The organism is Ureibacillus terrenus (genome assembly GCF_006569205.1).
In the GTDB taxonomy this organism is placed as follows: domain Bacteria; phylum Bacillota; class Bacilli; order Bacillales_A; family Planococcaceae; genus Ureibacillus; species Ureibacillus terrenus.
The window spans coordinates 126,217-145,331 of the sequence record NZ_VIGD01000008.1 but is presented as its reverse complement, the minus strand read 5'-3'; the positions used below and the strand labels follow the sequence as shown (position 1 = coordinate 145,331).

Annotated in this window: 16 protein-coding genes; 3 read left to right on the top strand and 13 right to left on the bottom strand. The window is 38.5% G+C overall.

What is annotated here, in order from left to right; all coding sequences use genetic code 11:
• Nucleotides 1–211: 211 nt before the first annotated feature.
• From FKZ59_RS08025 to FKZ59_RS07975, 11 genes are all read right to left on the bottom strand, one after another.
• Nucleotides 212–1,312 carry a glycosyltransferase gene (locus FKZ59_RS08025; protein ID WP_141602234.1) on the bottom strand — a complete coding sequence of 367 codons (1,101 nt, stop codon included), beginning with the start codon at nucleotides 1,310–1,312 and terminating at the stop codon, nucleotides 212–214.
• 65 nt (nucleotides 1,313–1,377) lie between these two features.
• Entirely contained in the window at nucleotides 1,378–2,556 is a 1,179-nt protein-coding gene (locus FKZ59_RS08020) for a glycosyltransferase family 4 protein (RefSeq protein WP_141602233.1), read from the bottom strand.
• 20 nt (nucleotides 2,557–2,576) lie between these two features.
• Nucleotides 2,577–3,746 carry a glycosyltransferase family 4 protein gene (locus tag FKZ59_RS08015; protein ID WP_141602232.1) on the bottom strand — a complete coding sequence of 390 codons (1,170 nt, stop codon included), beginning with the start codon at nucleotides 3,744–3,746 and terminating at the stop codon, nucleotides 2,577–2,579.
• Between the two features lie 43 nt (nucleotides 3,747–3,789).
• Nucleotides 3,790–5,919: a bi-domain-containing oxidoreductase gene (locus FKZ59_RS08010; protein ID WP_141602231.1), complete on the bottom strand. Its 2,130-nt coding sequence runs from the start codon at nucleotides 5,917–5,919 to the stop codon at nucleotides 3,790–3,792.
• 138 nt (nucleotides 5,920–6,057) lie between these two features.
• Complete coding sequence (locus FKZ59_RS08005; protein WP_181733225.1) at nucleotides 6,058–7,332, bottom strand: nucleotide sugar dehydrogenase; 1,275 nt, start codon at nucleotides 7,330–7,332, stop codon at nucleotides 6,058–6,060.
• A gap of 42 nt (nucleotides 7,333–7,374) precedes the next feature.
• Complete coding sequence (locus FKZ59_RS08000) at nucleotides 7,375–9,243, bottom strand: heparinase II/III domain-containing protein (protein ID WP_141602229.1); 1,869 nt, start codon at nucleotides 9,241–9,243, stop codon at nucleotides 7,375–7,377.
• 5 nt (nucleotides 9,244–9,248) lie between these two features.
• Nucleotides 9,249–10,508 carry a glycosyltransferase family 4 protein gene (locus tag FKZ59_RS07995; protein ID WP_141602228.1) on the bottom strand — a complete coding sequence of 420 codons (1,260 nt, stop codon included), beginning with the start codon at nucleotides 10,506–10,508 and terminating at the stop codon, nucleotides 9,249–9,251.
• Between the two features lie 3 nt (nucleotides 10,509–10,511).
• A complete protein-coding gene (locus tag FKZ59_RS07990; protein WP_141602227.1) occupies nucleotides 10,512–11,129 on the bottom strand; it encodes an acetyltransferase in 618 nt (205 codons plus the stop codon).
• Complete coding sequence (locus FKZ59_RS07985) at nucleotides 11,119–11,766, bottom strand: sugar transferase (protein WP_141602226.1); 648 nt, start codon at nucleotides 11,764–11,766, stop codon at nucleotides 11,119–11,121. Before FKZ59_RS07985 ends, FKZ59_RS07990 begins: the two co-directional genes overlap by 11 nt.
• Complete coding sequence (locus FKZ59_RS07980) at nucleotides 11,763–12,887, bottom strand: DegT/DnrJ/EryC1/StrS family aminotransferase (protein WP_141602225.1); 1,125 nt, start codon at nucleotides 12,885–12,887, stop codon at nucleotides 11,763–11,765. Before FKZ59_RS07980 ends, FKZ59_RS07985 begins: the two co-directional genes overlap by 4 nt.
• 29 nt (nucleotides 12,888–12,916) lie before the next feature.
• On the bottom strand, nucleotides 12,917–14,794 hold the full coding sequence (locus FKZ59_RS07975) for a nucleoside-diphosphate sugar epimerase/dehydratase (RefSeq protein WP_141602224.1): 1,878 nt from the start codon (nucleotides 14,792–14,794) through the stop codon (nucleotides 12,917–12,919).
• 456 nt (nucleotides 14,795–15,250) lie between these two features.
• Between FKZ59_RS07975 and FKZ59_RS07970 the strand changes: the two genes are divergently transcribed.
• Entirely contained in the window at nucleotides 15,251–15,553 is a 303-nt protein-coding gene (locus tag FKZ59_RS07970; RefSeq protein ID WP_141602223.1) for a hypothetical protein, read from the top strand.
• Nucleotides 15,554–15,988: 435 nt separating this feature from the next.
• Here the strand turns inward: FKZ59_RS07970 and tagD are convergent, their stop codons facing one another.
• Together tagD and FKZ59_RS07960 are read right to left on the bottom strand one after the other, a co-directional pair.
• Nucleotides 15,989–16,387: a glycerol-3-phosphate cytidylyltransferase gene (gene tagD / locus FKZ59_RS07965; RefSeq protein WP_141602222.1), complete on the bottom strand. Its 399-nt coding sequence runs from the start codon at nucleotides 16,385–16,387 to the stop codon at nucleotides 15,989–15,991.
• A gap of 124 nt (nucleotides 16,388–16,511) precedes the next feature.
• Nucleotides 16,512–17,654, bottom strand: a complete 1,143-nt coding sequence (locus tag FKZ59_RS07960) for a CDP-glycerol glycerophosphotransferase family protein (RefSeq protein ID WP_141602221.1) — start codon at nucleotides 17,652–17,654, stop codon at nucleotides 16,512–16,514.
• 309 nt (nucleotides 17,655–17,963) lie between these two features.
• Here FKZ59_RS07960 and FKZ59_RS14730 point away from each other — a divergent pair, with 309 nt between their 5' ends.
• Together FKZ59_RS14730 and FKZ59_RS15110 are read left to right on the top strand one after the other, a co-directional pair.
• Complete coding sequence (locus tag FKZ59_RS14730; protein WP_181733224.1) at nucleotides 17,964–18,107, top strand: hypothetical protein; 144 nt, start codon at nucleotides 17,964–17,966, stop codon at nucleotides 18,105–18,107.
• A gap of 527 nt (nucleotides 18,108–18,634) precedes the next feature.
• Nucleotides 18,635–18,757, top strand: coding sequence for a hypothetical protein (locus FKZ59_RS15110; protein ID WP_281279202.1), 123 nt, complete (start codon nucleotides 18,635–18,637; stop codon nucleotides 18,755–18,757).
• The last annotated feature ends 358 nt before the right edge of the window (nucleotides 18,758–19,115 follow it).

The window sequence follows — 19,115 nt, the reverse complement described above, 5'->3', positions numbered from 1 at the left end:
AGCTCAACTACTGTTTGTTTAAATTCTTGATTATACCGTTTTTGACTCATGATTCGGACACAACCTTTCGTTAGTTTAATATTAATGACTTAACCAAGTTGTGTCCATAAATCTATACTACATCTAAATCATCCGAACCATTTGCATTAATAAAATAAGACAACTTATTTCTTATTAAATTCAAAATTATATTAATTAAAGTTATACCTATTCAATCAAATTCTTTCATTATTCTACCAAATAACTTTTCTAAATCTGTATCTTCAAAGAACTTACTAGCATTTTCTGAATAAAAGTTATAATTTTTATCAATTTCCCTTAAAGCTTGTTGCACTTCATTTTCGTTTGTAATATCTACGCATAAACCAGCATTATTGTTACCTATTGTATATTTTAAACCTGGAATATCGCGACCTAATATTGGTATTCCAAATCCACTATATTCATATATTTTATTAGGTGCACAAAAAATATTATTTAAATTACTATCATCATACGTTACTAATCCAATATATGCATGACTTGTTATTTGTAAGTGGAAGGGGGCTGGAACATGATTAATATGATACACTCGAGGATACTTACTTATTAATTCTTCTACGAATCCATCATGATTTTGCCCCATTAATACAAGAACATAATTATCATCTAAATTTTTCATTAACGATCCAATCAATTCTTTAATTCCACGATCTCTGCCTATATGTCCTTGATATAAAAGAATCTTTTTATCAGATAAACTATTGATCATTCTGTTTAAGTCATAATTATATATTTTAATATTTCTTTTCCTAGGATGATCATATGTTTTATTTGGTATAACAACCGGTGTTTTCTTTAAATTTAACCAACATTTTAAAATTGCAGCCCGTGAATATTCCGGTATTATCACAACTTTAGCTGACTGAGCGAAAGGTCTCATTAACTTTAAATAAATCGGATGAGTATCATACAATTCTCTAATATGAAGAATATACGGATATTTCATTATTTCTTTTCCCATAGCAAGAGCAGTATCTACAGAGCCAATATATAATATATCTCGATTAGTATATATTCTATGTAGTATTTCTTTAAAATTTTTTCTAACCCCATACCAATCAGATACTTTTTTAATTATAGATGTACCAAAGGTATTATGTGACGAACAATAGATTTTTGCTCCTTTTTTCTCCAGTAAATCGAATAGCTTAATATCACACTTTGAACAAATTACACTTACTTCATACTTTTTTTCTAACGCCACCATTATTTGTGTTATTATCGGAACATTTCTTTCTAAATTTCCTTTAATTAAAAAAATTATTTTCATTTTTTTACTCCAATCTAATAATCCAGATTAAAATTCCTCACATTGATATGAAAATAATTTTACAGTTACAAATTATTTATCAACTTATTTAATAGTTTTTCTACCTGAGTTTCTTTATCAAAATTACAAAAAGCTATTTCTTCTGATTTCCTACCATATGTTTTTAATATCTCTTTATCAGTACTCAATGCTTTCTCTATCACTCTAATAGTATCGTTTTTATTTTTTATATCAAATAACCATCCATTTTCTTCATTTATTAATGCTTCTTCGTTATTTCCAACGCCTGTGGACAACAAAAGTGGAAGTCCAGCCCAAAGTGCTTCAACAACAGTGAGTGGACTTGCATCATAAATTGAAGGTAATACAAAGATATCAGCAGCAGCATACAACTCCAACATTTTCATTTCATCAACATGCCCCATTAAATAGACGATCTTTTCGAGACCATTTTTTATCTCACTTTCAATAGAATCTTTAAGAACGCCATCCCCAGCAATAAATAATTTAAAATTTGATAATGTTTCACTTTCTCTTAAAGCTTTTAAAAAAGGAATTATTCCTTTTACTTCTATTAGCCTTGCTGGGAGTATTAGTAATAGTTCAGAATTTTTCACTCCTAAACTTTCTCTTATTTGCTCTCTTCTATTACTACGTAACTCCTTAACCTTATAATGAAATTTTCTTTCATCAACTGTATTTGGTAAAACCAACACTTTTTTGTTGTTTTTTGAATAATTTTTTACATATTGTAATGCCTTTGCTCCGGGTACAATAAACCCATCAAATTTAGAAAATATACTTGTTTTAATTGATTTTAATAATTTATTTTCGCTATTCTTATTAACTAAATGGGCTTCTGACCAAAATATCATTTTTGTAGTTGGAAATAAAAATCTTTTAAGATATGCTATTAATATTGTACTTGGAAAAACCCAAGCACCCCCAACAATCAAATATTTTGGTCTTATTTTATTCAATTCCAGTAACATTCCTATATTTAAATGATAAGGGATACCTTTAATTGTAGGATGTAAACCTTTAAAGAATTTGTTATTAAACTTTAGTGAAGTTTTATCAATTTTCCAATGCCGTGTTGGTTCAGTATCCGACATAAACCATACTTGGAAATCCATATTAAATTTAGTGTTAATTTGATTTTGCATTTCCTTAAATAAATCTATTCTATATGGGGTAGGAATATTTGTAACTAATATAATCGATTCTTTATTCTGTTTTTCCATTGATCCACCTTCTTAAGTTTCTAATGTACCTTTTCCTTTTTTAAACAGATGTTTTCTACAAATTTAAATGTTTCAAATGCGCAATTTTCCCAAGAATATTCTTGAGCTTTTTTATATGCCAAATTAGCCAGCTTTGTTCTCAATTCTTTATTCGTTAGTAAAGTTTCAATTGCAATAGCTATCTCTTCTACATTTTCCGGATCGAAATACACACCTGCATCACCTAAGACTTCTGGCATTGGGCCTTTATTAGAAGAAGCAATTGGTAAACCGGATGCCATTGCTTCAATTAATATATTTGGTAGGTTTTCACAACTTGAAGCGAAAATAAACGCATCTGCATTATAATACTTGTTATGAAGTTCTTCGAAAGGTATTTTTCCTGAATATTTAATAAAAGTACTATCATCTAAATTACTAATATACTTTTCAAAATCCAATAGTGCAGGCTTATAGGAAGGTCCAATAAATTCAATTTCAATTGGATAGCCTTTCTCTCTTAATTTTCTGCATGCTTCCGCAACTTTAATTTGATGTTTATAGTAATTAATAATTGAAACATACAATATTTTAAAAGGATTTTGATTACTATAGTTCACTATATCAGTTGTGACTCTTGGCTTTTTAAGAAATCTCTTTTCAATCCCATGTCGAATAACAATATTGTAATTTTCTTCACTATTTCCTAATTTCTTTTGAATAACATTCTTGGCGTATTCGCTAAGAAAAATAATACCATCTGAATTCTTAAAGGATTTGAGTTGAGCTTTTCTTAAAATGAATAACCTTAATCTTGTATAACTCAATATAGGATACCTAGTGTACTCGCTTTTTTCGAAAGGAAGCAAATTTTGAGAGATAGCAATATAAGGGATATTTTTTTTCCTTTTTGGAGTAATACCTCCTGGTGATAACAATGCATTAACAGAATTTTTTTCAAGCAATTTAGGTAATATAAACTTTTGCCAAAAAGTTCTCGATATAATTGATTTTTTAATCAAAGGATGTGACTCTTTTATTATGTGTTCTTTTTCTGGTAATTTTAATAAAGTTTCTTGATTTCCCCAAACTATTATTTTTTTAATATTGCTATTTTCTGTTTCAAAATAATCTAATAAATTTTTTAAATGTGTAAGCCCGCCACCAGCTCTAATATTAGATGCATCAACACCAACAATTAAATTATCCATAATTTCCACATCCCAGTTTTTTACTTATTCTCAACATCATTTATCAAAAATTCTCACTATTATGACTACTTATTAAACTCTTAATTAATAATCTATGATTTAAAAATGCATCATTAACTGCAATGTTATTTTTTATTTCTCCATTCAGCACCTGATAAATATAATGATATTCATCTTTGATCCCCTTATCTTGTCTTAACTTAATTTTAGTCTTCTTGGAACTTCCATACTGACTCAATTTAATATAATTGTCCATTTCACAAACAATACCATTGGAGAAAACTCTTAATTGTTCTTTTGGATATTTTTTTGACCCCATGGAAGTATAAATAATATTTCCAATTGCACCTGATTTAAATTTTAGGGTAATAATTGCATTGTCTTTCTTTGGATAAGCTTCATTTTGAGCAAAAGAAACTTTTAAAGACTCTAATTCTGTGCCATCAAGATATTGAATCACATCTACAAAATGGCATGCTTCACCGATTATTCTTCCCCCACCTATTTTTTCATCCTGAGTCCAGTGATCTTCCGGTATATATCCTGCATTACAAATATAATCATAAACGGCTGGAATCTTATCGGTAGATAGAATCTTTTTAATTTGTTGGATAAGAGGAGCATGTCTTCTATTCATACCACAGAATAATTCACCTTTTGACTCTTTATACGCTTCTTCAATTTGATCTAGCTCTTCAAGAGTTAAGCAGAGCGGCTTTTCGCAATAAACATGTTTTCCAGCATTAAGTGCTTCAACTACAAATTTTGCATGGCTATTATGTTGCGTTGACACAACAATTAAATCAATGCTATCATCATTGATCAATTCTTTATAATCATTCGTTACATAATCGAATGAAAAAACATGCTTTGCTTGTGCTGCACCCACTCCACCTGTTGTAGCAAGAGCTCTAAAATGATATAATCCTGTTTCTTTCATGATCGGTAAAAGAGTGTTTCTCGCAAAATTCCCAGCCCCGATTAAACCGATTGAAATCTTATCTTTATCAATAGTATTTTTGGAACCAATGATTGTTTTTTGCCACTTTTGTTCATTCTGAGGATACTTTAATAATATTCCTATATATCGCTCATTGTTTTTATTTGTTGTAATCATTTCATAGGCTTCTTCAGCTCTATCAAAATCAATTTCATGTGTTATTAAGTCCGAGAAATCAACTTTGTTTTCAACGAGTAAACGAATAAACTCTTCAATATTTCGCCCTTCGGTAAATCGAACGTAACCTATCGGATAGTCAATCCCTTTTTCTTCATATGTTGAATCGTATCTTCCAGGACCATAAGAGCGGGCTATTGTAAATACTAACTCTTTTTCATAAAATGGGCGTCTATCAATATTCATTTGTGTTACACCAATCATGCATATGATTGCACGGTCACGGGCAATGGCCGCTGCCAAATCCATTGGAGCATTGCTATTAGCAGCTGCTGTAATAATGACTTTATCTACTCCTCTTCCTTTTGTCAGTGACTTTGTTATATCCTCTGCATTTTCATCGTTTGAATTAACAAAAGCTTTTAGTTTTGTCCCTGGCAAAGTTTTATCCACAATATCATAGCCAATAACGTCACAACCATAGGCATATAGAATGCGGGAAGTGATATGTCCTAACAACCCAAGTCCTATTACAGCAACTGTTTCGCCAGGCACAACTTTCGCCTGATGAATCCCCTGTAATGCTATCCCGCCAAGCGCACAGAGAGCCCCTTGTCTATAATCTTTAAAATCCTTCGGAATTTTTGCAATAAGATTTTTATTAACACGGTTCACTTCACTATGGTAGGCTTGGCCAGCCATGGCCACTATATCACCGACTTCCACTTCGGTAACCCCACGACCACATGCCACAACTTTTCCTACCCCGGAATATCCCATTGGCATTGGTTCATTAAGTCTGGTAAAAGCCGAATCGATTGTAGTGAGAATTCCATCTGTAGACATTTTTTCCATCACTTTTTTTACTTGATCCGGTCTCTCTAAAGCTTTTTGAATTAAATTTTTGCTTCCAAAAGATGTTATACTACGCTCTGTACCAGCACTAATTACTGTATAATGGGTTTCAACTATTACGTGATTATCTTTAACTGTCGGATAGGGTGTATCAATTAATTGAACAGTACCATCTTTTACGTTTAAAAACAGCTGCTTCACTTCCGTACCTCTTTTCACCGCAAATTTTGCATTAATCTCTGTATTCACTTCAACTTAATTTTATTGTATCTAGAAAAAGATTCCACTGTATAGTACAAATTATTTCGCACATACAGTGGCGCTTTCTCTAACTGTTAATCAAACTAATGTTGTTATATTTTGATTTAATTCATATAAATTATCAAAATTATAATATTTTATAGCTGTACTATTGATTTTCACGCAGTTTTTCGTGTCAAACACCAATGGTTTCTTCATATTTAAATAAATCTTCACTTCATCTAAAGATTTAAATTCATTATGATCCGCTAATACTAAAATACATTCTGCTTGGTTGATTGCTTCATCAAAAGTAGATAAAGGGAACGGCACCTGTTCTTGGCTAACATGTGGATCATAAATTGAAAGTTGATAATTTTTCTCTTGCAATAGATTTACGATCTCTAACGCAGGGCTTTCCCGAACATCATCTATATTCCCTTTATAAGTTAGTCCAAAAACAGCTATTTTCCCATTTTTTTCAACCATTTTTTCCACTTGTTGAACAACAAACTCAGGCATAGAATTATTTATTTTTCTTGCATTGTTTATTAGAATCGCTTCTTCCGGAGCCTTTTCAATAATGAAGTAAGGATCTACTGCCAAACAATGACCTCCTACCCCTGGTCCCGGCTGATGCAAATTCACACGAGGATGTTTATTGGCCAATTGAATTACTTCCAATGCATTAATCCCGAGTTTTTCTGAGATTTTCGCTAATTCATTTGCTAGAGCAATATTTACATCCCGATACGTATTTTCCATTAGTTTTGCCATTTCTGCAGTAAGAGCACTTGTTGTAATAATGTCACCTTTAACAAAGGTACCATAAACTTGAGCGGCTTTCTTTGCAGAAATTTCATTGATACCGCCAACAATGCGAGTATTTTCGACTAATTCAATTAATATTCTTCCTGGCAGTACTCTTTCCGGGCAGTGAGCAAGGAAAATCTCTTCTCCAACGTTCCAACCTTCAGCTTGAATAATTGGCGCTACGAAATCATCAATAGTTCGCGGAGGTATTGTTGATTCCACAATTACTACATTTCCTTTTTTCAAAAAAGGTAAAATACTTTCAGTAGCAGATTTTACATAATCTAAATTAGCAGTATGATCCGGGTAAATCGGTGTAGGAACTGCAATAATAAATGCATCCGCTTCTTCAGGAGTAGTGGAAGCCTTTAATTTTCCGCTTTCAACCACTTTTTTCACTAACTCTTCCAATCCTACTTCCTCAATATGAATCTTTCCTTGGTTTAGTAGATTTACAGCTTTTTCATTTATATCTACTCCCAAAACATCGTGACCAGAATTAGCAAACATTGCCGCAGTCGGTAATCCAATATATCCTAGACCTACAACACAAATTTTCATTATTTTACCCTCCGTTAATTTATTTAAATATGTTTTTAATTGTTAATAAAGTTCAATTACAAATTCCGCTTCACATTTTTGGTCTATCATTTTACCTTTTACTTCTATACAATTGATTATTTCCTTTTTTAAATAGTACAAACTTCTATATGCTTTATTAACTTCCGCATCAAAACTTGTTTTTATATTGCAAATAGGTTCTCCCTTATAAGAAAGCTCAAATTCTTTCGAAGAAATCGTGTTAATTTCACAAGGTGTGTGAAAATAGAACATACAGTTGCCATCTTCTGAATACACTTGATCAACAATTAAATATCCATAGTCTGTCTGTTTTATTTCTCTGGTGTGTTTATAACCATTTTTTGAAATCATTGTTCCAATAAACCTTTTAGTTTCATACTTCACTTTTTCTCTTAAACTCCAATTATATATCAGAAAAGGTCCATGTTTGCTCATTTGTTCTTTATCTGGAATAACTACTGTGTTATGGGCAGAGGTTAATGATAGTTGTTTTCCAATTTCAGTTGCATAAGAGTAAGTGCCGCTATCACAAAATACATTTATCCCTTTATGCCATAAGTCGATATGAAGTTGGTCCATCTGGGCCGGTCTGGATTTAAAATCTTGCAATACCGTCATTAAGAAGCCATTTTTATGTCTGAATGAATAGAAACCTGATTCATGGAAAGATGAAGATCTTCTTTCAATTTCCAAACATGGTATTTCTTCAATACCTTTATTGCCAAACCATAGAAGTTCTTCATCATATTCCCCCGGTTCATATATCCTTTTTCCATCTATGAAACTAAATATTGTATTTAAAACCGGTCTGAAATCTCTATATCCGCACGTTGTAACAGGGAAAATTAGCGCACCATCATTCGAACCGTAGTTCGGAACATCACCAGAATCATCTTGCATTTGATACATCAATAATGCGCTATTTTTGATTAATTTCTTGGTATGTTCTGATAAATCCATACCAGTTTTATTATTGATTTTTAAAACAAACTCAATAATTTGAAGGGCAAATCTTTGATAATTGAAAGAAAACTGTTTGTATCCACCATCTGAAATAAACTGTTTTTCTATTTCTTTATCCATTAGTTTATACGCGCGTTTTAATTTATTTGTATCACCACATGCCCACGCACCAATAATAAGTCCTGTGATTTCTGAAAGAGTATGATTATTTTTTATGCACTTGTGAGCATAAAAAAAGTTTGACAAAACCTTTTTATAACTGCCTTCCACAATTTTCCGAACATTTTCTTCATCTTTTTTTGTAATAAGGCCATACGACTTAAATGCAGAATAAGCGATTAAAACATTAATCATTCTTAAAGTTGCTTCTTGTCCACATTTATAATTAGCTCCATATGAGTAAGGGTTTTCTCTTAACCAACTTGCCAATTGATCAGAAAATGCTTCATAATACTTTGCGTCTTTCGTCAAGATATATGCTCTGATGAAGTAAAATAAATGAGTAAATCTGGATGCTTCCCAAATTACTTTAATATCGCCACGTTCTTGGTCAAAATCAGGGATTTTATACCATTTCAAAGACTTGTCAACTTCTTTATTAGTAAGAGGATTCAGATGCCAGTTGATTGGATTTCCATAATCCAATTCAATAGAAGAAAATCCTAAAATTTTCCCTTTTATCGCGTTATCAGCAATTGAAATGATTTTTTCTTTCTTGTCTTCTGGAAGTTTGTTTAAGAAATCTTCAATTGGTTCTGTATCAAAATTGAAAATATCTAATCTTTTTACTTGAACTTTTTTCTCAAAAAAGTTTTCTGTAACAGGAAGAGTATTCATCATTTTTAATTTAAGAGAATATAGAAAACGGTTAAAAGCCCATGGTAATCCGTACTCTGTAATGATTGATTTAATCAATGTAAAATTCATTATTATCAACCTACACCTTCAATTACATCTATTAACTTCTTAGTTAATAGATTGAAATCAAAATCTTCTGCTCCGATTCTGGCATTTTCCCCAATTTTTTTGTACTCGGATTCGGACATATTTTTAATTTTTATTATTGCATCTGCCAGTTCTTGAGGAGTGCTATTTTCAAGTTCAATACCACACTGATATTTTTCTATTATCGAATAGCCCATCTTTACAGTGGATATGACAGGTTTTCCCGATGCCATATATTCAAACAATTTATTGGAGCTGTTTCCTCTAGACCAATTGTATTGTGTCTGGGAATAATTCAATAGATTTACACTGGCTTTACTTAAAATGTATGGAATATATTTCTTATTTATAAAGCCTTTCATTTTTACATTAGTAAGGCCTTCATCTATAATTCTTTGTTCCAACATCGGTCTTTGGTTGCCGTCACCATAAATTAAAAATTGTATATCTTGCTGATCTTTTAATAGCTTTGCAGCAGTCAATATTTTACCTACATCATTTACCGGACGAATTGAACCGGCATAGACGACATTAAATTTCTCGGAATTTAAATCTTCATCATCAATGACATATTCATCAATGTTTTGATTAAACGCTTCTATATCAATTCCGTTGTTAATATAAAAACATTTATTCAAATCAATTTTCCCGCCTTGTGCAGTATCCCATTTTTTCTCTTTAATATAATCCGTATCCCCTTCTTTGGTGAAAATCAGGGCATCAGCATTTCTATAAATCCAGTATTCTCCGGCTACTAGTATACGGCCCAATAAACTTTTCTCCTTTGCTTTATCAAAAGCAAAAATAGCTTCAGGCCATAAATCCCGTACTTCACAAATACATGGGATGCCAAATTTCTTCGCAATTTTTATTCCCGCAACAAGAGTTAATGGATGTACACTTGATGCTAAAATTACATCCGGTTTCCCATATTTTTTTGCATACTCTTTTGCGACCGGAAACAAGTTTTTATAGAACCAAACCATATTCTTAACTCGGCTCATTCCATTGCCTGTATATGGTGTTGTTTGAACAAATACAAAAGGAATATCATTGACAGTTTTTATTAAATATTTTTTATTATTTAAATCTATAACTTCCTCGGTATTATGTCTTGTATTTGCACAAAATATGGTCGTTTCATATCCGTTTTTATTTAGATTTTCTGCAAACCAATAATGTCTTCCGCCTTTATTAAAAAACATGTCTGTTGCATAGTGGTTCCAAATCCAAATCTTTTTCTTCATACATCAAATTCTCCTCACTGGGACACCAACATAAGTTCCAGGTTCAACAATATCTTTAACAACAACTGCTCCTGCTCCAAGTATGCATCCACTTGAAATGTTAATGTTATTGCTAACCACACTTCCGATTCCCAACCATGAACCTTTCCCAACTTTTACGGTACCTGCTAAATGTGCTCCCGGCGAAATATGAACAAAATCTTCTATTATATTGTCATGGTCGATTGTGGCACTTGTATTGATAATGCAACCTCTGCCAATTTTGGTACAGCAGTTAATTACAACTCCTGCCATTACTACTGTTCCAATCCCAATTTCAACATCATTGCCGATAATGGCACTGGGATGTATTAAAACTGGAATACTTGCTCCTAATTTTTCCAGCATGTTTTGAATCTTTTCTCTCGTACTGTTGTTTCCGATACCTACAATTACATCATGAGAATCTATAAATTTATGAACATCTTTTGTAGTTCCGATCACATCAATCCCCATGGATGATTTTAGATTTTGGTTATCATCCAAAAAGGAAATGCTTTCCCATTTATTCATTTTTAATGCGATATCTGCTACAACTTTTCCGTGTCCACTTGCCCCGATAATCAGAAGTTTATTTTTCATATATAATGTCTTCCTTTTTATTTCCTGTAAAAGGCTCCATCGTTGCTGATGTTTCCGAATTAATGCCTTCTCTCACAAACACTTTCTTGACAGTCCGAAAAATAATTTTCCAATCTCCAAGAAAGCTGACATGATCCACATATTGAACATCCAAATTGAATTTTTCTTCCCAAGTGATTGCGTTCCGTCCGTTCACTTGCGCAAGCCCGGTTAAACCGGGACGAACTTCATGGCGTCGTCTTTGATGGTCGTTATATAAAGGAAGATATTGCACTAATAACGGTCTCGGTCCCACAATGGACATATCGCCTTTTAATATATTGAAGAGTTCCGGCAGTTCATCCAGAGATGTAGATCGCAAAAACTTTCCGAACTTCGTCAATCTCTCACTGTCAGGAAGCAACTCCCCATTCTCATCTCTCTCATCCGTCATCGTGCGGAATTTGTACATCGTAAAGATTTTTTCATTCAGCCCCGGACGCTGTTGTTTAAAGATTACCGGACTTCCGAGATTAATTCTGACCAGCAGTGCAACGATTAAGAAGACCGGACTCAGTACGATAATGGCGATCAATGATAATATAAAGTCCATCGGCCGTTTTATATATTTCGCATAAATTCCGCCTTTTGGATTCATCTTTTTGCCCACAACTCCTTAATCGTTTCACAAACTCTATGCAAATCTTCATCCGTCATCTTCGTATCGGACGGCAGGCAGACGCCGTTTTCAAACAATTCCGCCGCGACATCTGTACCGAGATGGATATAATCATATTTTTCGTAGAACGGCTGCAAGTGCATCGGTTTCCAGACCGGTCTGGATTCGATGTTTTCTTTTTCCAGGGCTTCGATCAGGTCGATCGGGCGGATGTCGCCTGTGAGTTGGATGGCGCTGAGCCAGTAGTTCGGTTCGTTCCATTCGTTGACCGGCATGAATTCGAGGCCTTCCAAACCGCCCAATTCCCGTTTGTAGAATTCAAAGATATATTTTTTCTTCGCCACCCGCTGATCCAGCACTTTCAACTGGCCGCGGCCGATGCCGGCAAGGACGTTGCTCATGCGGTAGTTGTATCCCAATTCCTTGTGTTCATAGTGTCTTGCCGGCTCCCTGGATTGGGTTGCCCAGAATCTCGCTTTTTCAATTTTTTCGGCATCATCGGATACGAGCATTCCGCCGCCGGAAGTGGTGATGATTTTATTGCCGTTGAAGGAGAACGTTCCGAATTCCCCGAAGGTGCCCGTATGCTTCCCTTTGTAATAGGAGCCCAAAGACTCGGCCGCATCTTCGATCAAAGGGACGTTATATTTTTGGCAAATCTCTAAAATTCTGTCAATATCCGCCGATAAACCATATAGGTGGACAATGATGACCGCCTTGGCATTCGGATATTTTTCGAATGCCTTTTCCAGCGCATCCGGCGACATATTCCAGGTTTCCGGGTCGCTGTCGATGAATACCGGCGTGGCGTGCTGGTAGATGATCGGATTGGCGGTTGCCGCAAAGGTAAGGGATTGACAGAATACGATATCTCCTTCACCGACGCCCAACGCCTTCAACGCCAGGTGGATGGCGGCTGTACCGGATGACAGGGCGAGCGCAGCTTTTGAGCCGACCTTTTCGGCAAGTTCCTTTTCAAATTGATTGACATTCTCTCCCAATGGAGCAATCCAGTTGGACTCAAAAGCCTGTTTGACGTATTCCATTTCGTACCCTTCCTCACTCATATGTGGTGAAGAGAGATATATTCTTTCTGTCATGATGCATAGCTTCCTTTCTTTCTCTTAAGTTATTTGGCGATTGATAGTTTTGACTCAGCGATTGCCTGCTCTTCCTGGGGCGCGGCGCTTTCCTGCAGCACATCCCACTTCTTGTTCGCCACGCCGACGGTAATTCTTCGGATCTCTTTAGGATCCTTCAAGTTTTCCAGACGTTTTAATAATAGCATCAGTTGATCATGCTCCATGCAGCGGGCCCGTCCGACGTGGATTTTCGGATAGACGGATTCTTCCTGGATTTCTTCAGGGTTCAGAAGTTCCTCGTACAATTTTTCGCCCGGGCGGATGCCGGTGAATTCGATTTTGATTTCGTCTTCCGAAAAGCCCGATAAACGGATCAGGTTGCGCGCGAGGTCGACGATTTTGACCGGTTCGCCCATGTCGAGGACAAACACCTCGCCGCCCTTGGCCAGCGCGCCCGCCTGGAGCACGAGCCGGGATGCTTCCGGAATGGTCATGAAGTACCGGGTCATGTCCGGATGGGTTACCGTCACCGGCCCGCCCGCGCGGATCTGTTCTTTAAAACGCGGTACAACGCTGCCCCGTGAACCGAGCACGTTTCCGAAACGCACGGCCGCAAAATTCGTTTTGCTGCGCTTCGCCAAGTCCTGCACGACCATTTCGGCGATCCGTTTCGTCGCGCCCATGACGTTTGTCGGGTTCACGGCCTTGTCCGTCGAAATCATGACGAAGTTCTTCACGCCGTATTTGTCCGCGGCTTCGGCCACGTTTTTCGTTCCGAAAATGTTGTTCTGGACCGCTTCCGTCGGGTTGTATTCCATGAGCGGCACGTGTTTGTGGGCGGCCGCATGGTAGATTACGTCCGGGCGGTATTGATCCACGATTTCGAATATCCGTTTCCGGTCCCGGATGTCCGCGATGACCGGAACGATTTCCGTGAATTGATTTCCGAGTTTTTCGGTTAGTTCCATGTAAATGGTATAGATTGAGTTCTCGCCGTGCCCGAGCAGGATCAATCGTTTCGGGTTGAATTTCATCACCTGTCTGCAGATTTCCGAACCGATGGATCCGCCTGCGCCGGTCACCAGAATGGTCTTGTTCGTCAGTTTTTTCGAAATGGCGTTCATATCCAGCTTCACTTCATCCCGGCCAAGCAGGTCCTCGATGTTGACCTCTTTCATTTCGCTGACCGACACTTTCCCCGTCATGACATCCTCGATGTTCGGCATGATTTTCACTTTCGTCGGGGTTTTGGCGCACCGGTCATAGATGCTTTTGATGCCGGCCCTTCCAAGGGACGGGATGGCAATGAAGATTTCCTCGATATCATATTTTTTGACGATTTCCGGTATGTCCTTCGTAGTGCCGCATACCGTGACGTTCATGATTTTCAGATGCTGTTTTCTCGGATCGTCGTCGACAATGGCCACCGGCAGATATTCCGGATTCGACGCGTTGATCAAGTTGCGGATGAGCATCGTTCCGCCCTGACCTGCCCCGACGATCAGCACCCGCTTCAAGTTGTCTTTCGGCTTGAAGGATTCTTTATCATTCAACAATCGGACAGTGAAGCGCGAGCCGCCGATGAGGATGATGTGCAGCATCCATGTGACCGCCATGACGCGGAAATAGACATCATGATTGATGATGAATTGCAATAAGCTGGCGGTTGATACAGAGATGGTCACCGCCAGGCAGATGATCAGCAGTTCCCGGACGGAAGCCACGCTCCACATCCGGTCATACAGATGGAAGAAATAAGCGGCGATGTGGTGGCTGATCAAAAGCGTTACAGCACTGAGCATGATCAGTTTGTTGTCATAGACGTTCAGTGTCGGATGGAGCAGCCAATAACTGATGAAAATTGCCGATAGGACAATGCAGGAATCGATGGTAAAAAACAGCATATAACGCTTTTGATAACTCATGGATGTGACAACCTTCTTTCATTTGGGTTTGGTTGGAAGGGTCCATGCCCTCTTTCCGCTCCGCCGGCCGATGCCGCATCGCGAAAGACCCTTGCAGGATATGTATTCTTCATTCGACATTATGTATGTATGCAGGTTTTGGGGTATATGGCGGCTGGTTGGAGAAAATGCCGGGCTGCCGCTGTCGCCCCCGGTCTGGAGCACGGTGAACCCGTATGCTTGTCCCTTGGTGTAAAGGAGAGATAGATTTCAATGTTTCCTTTGCGACCTTCGCCGTTAGTCCAATAGTACGCATATTCTTTTTCGATTTTCTGCAAATCATAGTCTAATATGATTCGATGGTATGATTCCATAGTGTTTTAGTCTCATTTATTCTATAAAATACCAAATTTTGCAGTTAAGGAACTATATATGAATTTTTTCTGCAAAATATGACAGATTCGGCAGTCACGGGAGATGATGGCTGTCGATGATGGCAGATTGATAGATTTGATGGCGCCATCTGTGTTCATTTTTCGCGGCTTCCTCATCCGGCGCCGGCAGCTTGGCGTGTTTTCAACGGCATATGAAAATGCCGGCCACCGCCAGTTATCTACCGTAAATATATTGGAAAGTACCGGACAACGATTCCGCAAACCGCTTCCTTCTATTCCAAAAGGCGCAAAATTTGACAAGACAAAAAACGTTTTTGTTGTTTTATTATATATTGCATCAGCATCAAAATTACTAGTTTCTTCAAAATTTTTTCATGAATTTTAGGAAATTCGGTTTATCTTTTGCCAAATCAACAAAAAAAGAGAACCATGGCCACTGTGAATGTCCCATTCACCACCAATGTTTCTCTCTACTGACATTATAATACATGACTTGACATAAGTCTACCAAATTTTTCATAAATATATGAAAATCCCCGGTTTTCGGGAAGGGGGCCCCCGGGGGACGGCTCAGGAATTCCAGCATTCGGACGCTCTACAAAGCCTATGCAGCGGCAATCGTCGGAATTCCATTTCAGGCAGTCCTGCAGCGCATCTAAATCCTCCAATCCCGACCGTTCCGAGGATTCCGCCCGCAGGACCAAACAAAAACACCCCCCCGATGGCAGGGAGATGTTCGATCATCTTGCAGGCGCGATTTGCGGCAGACAACGTCCGTCAAAAGGCGCACGATGCGCAATGTTCCATCGTCCGCAAGGCGTTATTTCGTTGAATCCAGTCCCAGATCCTGTTTGATTTTGGTCGTCGAGATTTCGGGGGTTCTGCTCAAATACACCACTTCGCAATAGTCTTTCAAATAGTCGAATTTCCCTTTCCAGTCATCCCCCATGACAAAAATATCCACGTCATATTTCCTGATGTCGTCGATTTTTTGCTCCCAGCATTCTTCCGGGATGACGAGATCCACATAGCGGATCGCTTCCAGCAATTTTTTCCGTTCTTCATAAGGGAAATAGCATTTTTTCCCCTTCTGTTCGTTGAATTCGTTGGTGGACAACCCGACGATCAGGTAATCCCCCAATTCCTTCGCCCGTTTCAACAAATTGATGTGCCCATAGTGCAATAAATCAAATGTGCCGTATGTAATTACCCTTTTCAAGTCAGTTCCTCCATATGCTTATTGTGCTGAATGTTGTGGAATGGTTTCGGTCGGAGCCGCGCTTTCCGCTCCTCCCACCGAGCAATGCCCGCATTTTGCCGGAGCCATACCGGTTCCGGAGGTTTCATCGTTTCTGCATCAATTGGCCGATCAATTCCATCAGCCGATCCGTGGCATGGCCGTCCTGGTGCTGATGGAAAATTTCCTTCAGTTCGCCGCGCTTTTGCCGGAATGCATCTTCCCGGAAGCTCCGCTCGATAGCATCCACGAGGCTTTCCTGGTTCTGCGCCTTATAGCCCGGCGTCCATGCATCATACGGTTCCAGCAGGATGCCCCGGTTCGCCTTGTATTCTTCCAGGTCCGCGTTGATGAAAACCATCGGCTTGTCCAGCAGCAGATAATCGAAGTAGATGCTGGAATAATCGGTAATCAGCAGATCCGTATGCGGCAGGATCTGATACAAGTCCATGTCCAGCTCTTTCAGCTTTTCCGTCGTCAAGAACAAAATCCGGTCCTGATATTTGCTGTATTTTTCTTTAAAGATTTTTTCTTCCATCGGATGCAATTTGAGAATCAGCAGATAGTTCTTTTCGGTCAGATAATGGATGAAATCTTCTTCGGAAAAGTGTTCGAAATTGAACAGATTGTCGTACACTTTCCCTTCGACCCGGTTCAAATAGTAGCCTTGACGGAACGTCGGCATATAGAGCAGGACCTTGTCATAGTTTTGGAGATTGAGGACATCCTCTTTCATTTCCGCAAACAGGTGGTCGTTCCGCGGATATCCTAAAATCCGGTGTTTCGTGAACGGGATATGATGGGTCGCCCCCATGAGCACCGAATGCATTTTGGAAGTGGTGATCAGATAGTCCAGGTTCGGCTCCATCAGCCCCCGTTCGGCGGCGGTCGGTTCCATATGGCGCATCGCCTTCAGCGGAATCCCGTGCCAAACATCGATCAGGATTTGCTTGTTGTTGTATTTTTCATTGCCGTGGGAGCAGACGATCAACTGATATCTGGACATCCGGACCACCAGCTTCAGCACCCGCAGCACCTCGGAAAAGGATTTGTTTTTCAGGAACAATTCCCCGCGCTCGATGCGATCCACTCGGTACCGCCCCGCTTCTTTCAGCCGTTTGTACAGGATGTGCGTATTCGAACCCGAAGGATAGGAGCTCTCCAGAATGAGAACCGTACCGGGCCGAACCGGTATCAGCAAGCTGCATATAAATCTCAGAATCCTCTTCACTGTCGATTTTAAGAACATATAAATTCCTTCCTTAGCTCTCGTTTCATCATAGGTGATGATGTCATCCCTTCAGCACGGGCAATCCGCGTTTTTGGGGCGGATGCCGATGTATGGTATATGTTGAATGCGTTTTTTGCGGTTGTTGGTTTATGGTTGCGTTTTTCTTGAAAGCGGGCCTTGAATTATTTTTCAAAACAGTCGGCGTTTTTCAATGGTCGGCTTTGGGCCGACAGGGTTTCGCTTTTATTTTATTCCGTTTTCGGCATCGTTGTTTGCTCTTGCCTTTGGGCCAAACAGGGTTTCGCTTTGATCGAAAGCGAACCTTGAATGATGTTCTGGATAGTTGGCGCCTTTCTTGAAATCGTCGGCGGCTTTGGGCCGACAGAATCGGCGAGTTTATCGAAAGCAAAAGCGATTCTTGAATCATGTCCAAGATGGTTAACGCTTTTCTTGGAATCATCGCAATGCTAAAAAAGCGGGATGAAATGCCGATAAAAAATAATAGCCGCTCGATGCTATTCTACTCGATATTCCGCACCAAACGCCACTTCTTTTTTTGGCAAAATATCTAAATTTTACTTAAATTATATCAATATATCTTTGCTGGCGGATTTTTTAATCTGCGGCCAGTTTTTCTTTCGGTTATCACCATTATACATAAATAAAAAAGAAAGATATTGACGATGAATTTCAAAAATTATGATTAATTTTACTAGAGAAATGTCCAACCGGCAAGAGGAGGCATCTTTCCCGGTCTTGGATTTTCCTGCCGCTTTGGCGCAAGCGCTTTCATGGTCCACGCGCGGTTCGGGCTTTAGTCTACAGGACGTTATCGAAAACTTTTTGTTCCGTTCCAATGGATGGTTATGGTTTTAGGGAGCTCTCCCATAATTCCGGGGGCCCATTGGATTTTTTATGGTTTTCGGGGCTTCCCCCGGAAGTTTATTGGAAAATTGGCGGAAGCCCGTGCCTTCCTTTGCCCTAAAGGAGCTTTCCCCTTGGAATTTCCGTTTTCCAAGGATTTGGGGGAAGCCTTTTTTGATTCCTGGCACATGGCGGACACTTTGTTCATCGGCCAGGAAGCCTTAAAAATGCAAAAAGCCCTCAGCCGGATGGTGTGAGGGCTGGTTTATTGGCAATTTTGAAAACCTGCTCCCCTTTTGCCCGGGGACATGTGTTTTTGCTGCAAAGGAATTATATTCATTCCTTGCGCCGCCATTGGACGGAGTGTTCATTCCAAAAGTTGTGTTTACAGGCGTTGAACATTTCATTGGGCGGAGTGTTCATCCCAAAAACTCCGGCATTGCCCATGATCGGTTTCTTTCGGAGGATTTCCTCGCGCCACGGAACGGGGTTATTTATTGCAAAGAACCTCCAACAATAATTTTAACAACGCACAAGGGCCGTTTCTTTCGGAGGCCTTCCCTTCCTCTGCCATGGATCGGGGTTATTTATTGCGAGAACTTCGGCGCGTACATG

Excerpts from the sequence above, each read along its gene's own strand:
- FKZ59_RS08025 (WP_141602234.1), bottom strand. The coding sequence starts at position 1,312 with ATGAAAATAATTTTTTTAATTAAAGGAAATTTAGAAAGAAATGTTCCG.
- FKZ59_RS08020 (WP_141602233.1), bottom strand. The coding sequence starts at position 2,556 with ATGGAAAAACAGAATAAAGAATCGATTATATTAGTTACAAATATTCCT.
- FKZ59_RS08015 (WP_141602232.1), bottom strand. The coding sequence starts at position 3,746 with ATGGATAATTTAATTGTTGGTGTTGATGCATCTAATATTAGAGCTGGT.
- FKZ59_RS08005 (WP_181733225.1), bottom strand. The coding sequence starts at position 7,332 with ATGAAAATTTGTGTTGTAGGTCTAGGATATATTGGATTACCGACTGCG.
- FKZ59_RS08000 (WP_141602229.1), bottom strand. The coding sequence starts at position 9,243 with ATGAATTTTACATTGATTAAATCAATCATTACAGAGTACGGATTACCA.
- FKZ59_RS07995 (WP_141602228.1), bottom strand. The coding sequence starts at position 10,508 with ATGAAGAAAAAGATTTGGATTTGGAACCACTATGCAACAGACATGTTT.
- FKZ59_RS07990 (WP_141602227.1), bottom strand. The coding sequence starts at position 11,129 with ATGAAAAATAAACTTCTGATTATCGGGGCAAGTGGACACGGAAAAGTT.
- FKZ59_RS07985 (WP_141602226.1), bottom strand. The coding sequence starts at position 11,766 with ATGAATCCAAAAGGCGGAATTTATGCGAAATATATAAAACGGCCGATG.
- FKZ59_RS07980 (WP_141602225.1), bottom strand. The coding sequence starts at position 12,887 with ATGACAGAAAGAATATATCTCTCTTCACCACATATGAGTGAGGAAGGG.
- FKZ59_RS07975 (WP_141602224.1), bottom strand. The coding sequence starts at position 14,794 with ATGAGTTATCAAAAGCGTTATATGCTGTTTTTTACCATCGATTCCTGC.
- FKZ59_RS07970 (WP_141602223.1), top strand. The coding sequence starts at position 15,251 with ATGATGGCTGTCGATGATGGCAGATTGATAGATTTGATGGCGCCATCT.
- FKZ59_RS07960 (WP_141602221.1), bottom strand. The coding sequence starts at position 17,654 with ATGTTCTTAAAATCGACAGTGAAGAGGATTCTGAGATTTATATGCAGC.
- FKZ59_RS14730 (WP_181733224.1), top strand. The coding sequence starts at position 17,964 with ATGATGTTCTGGATAGTTGGCGCCTTTCTTGAAATCGTCGGCGGCTTT.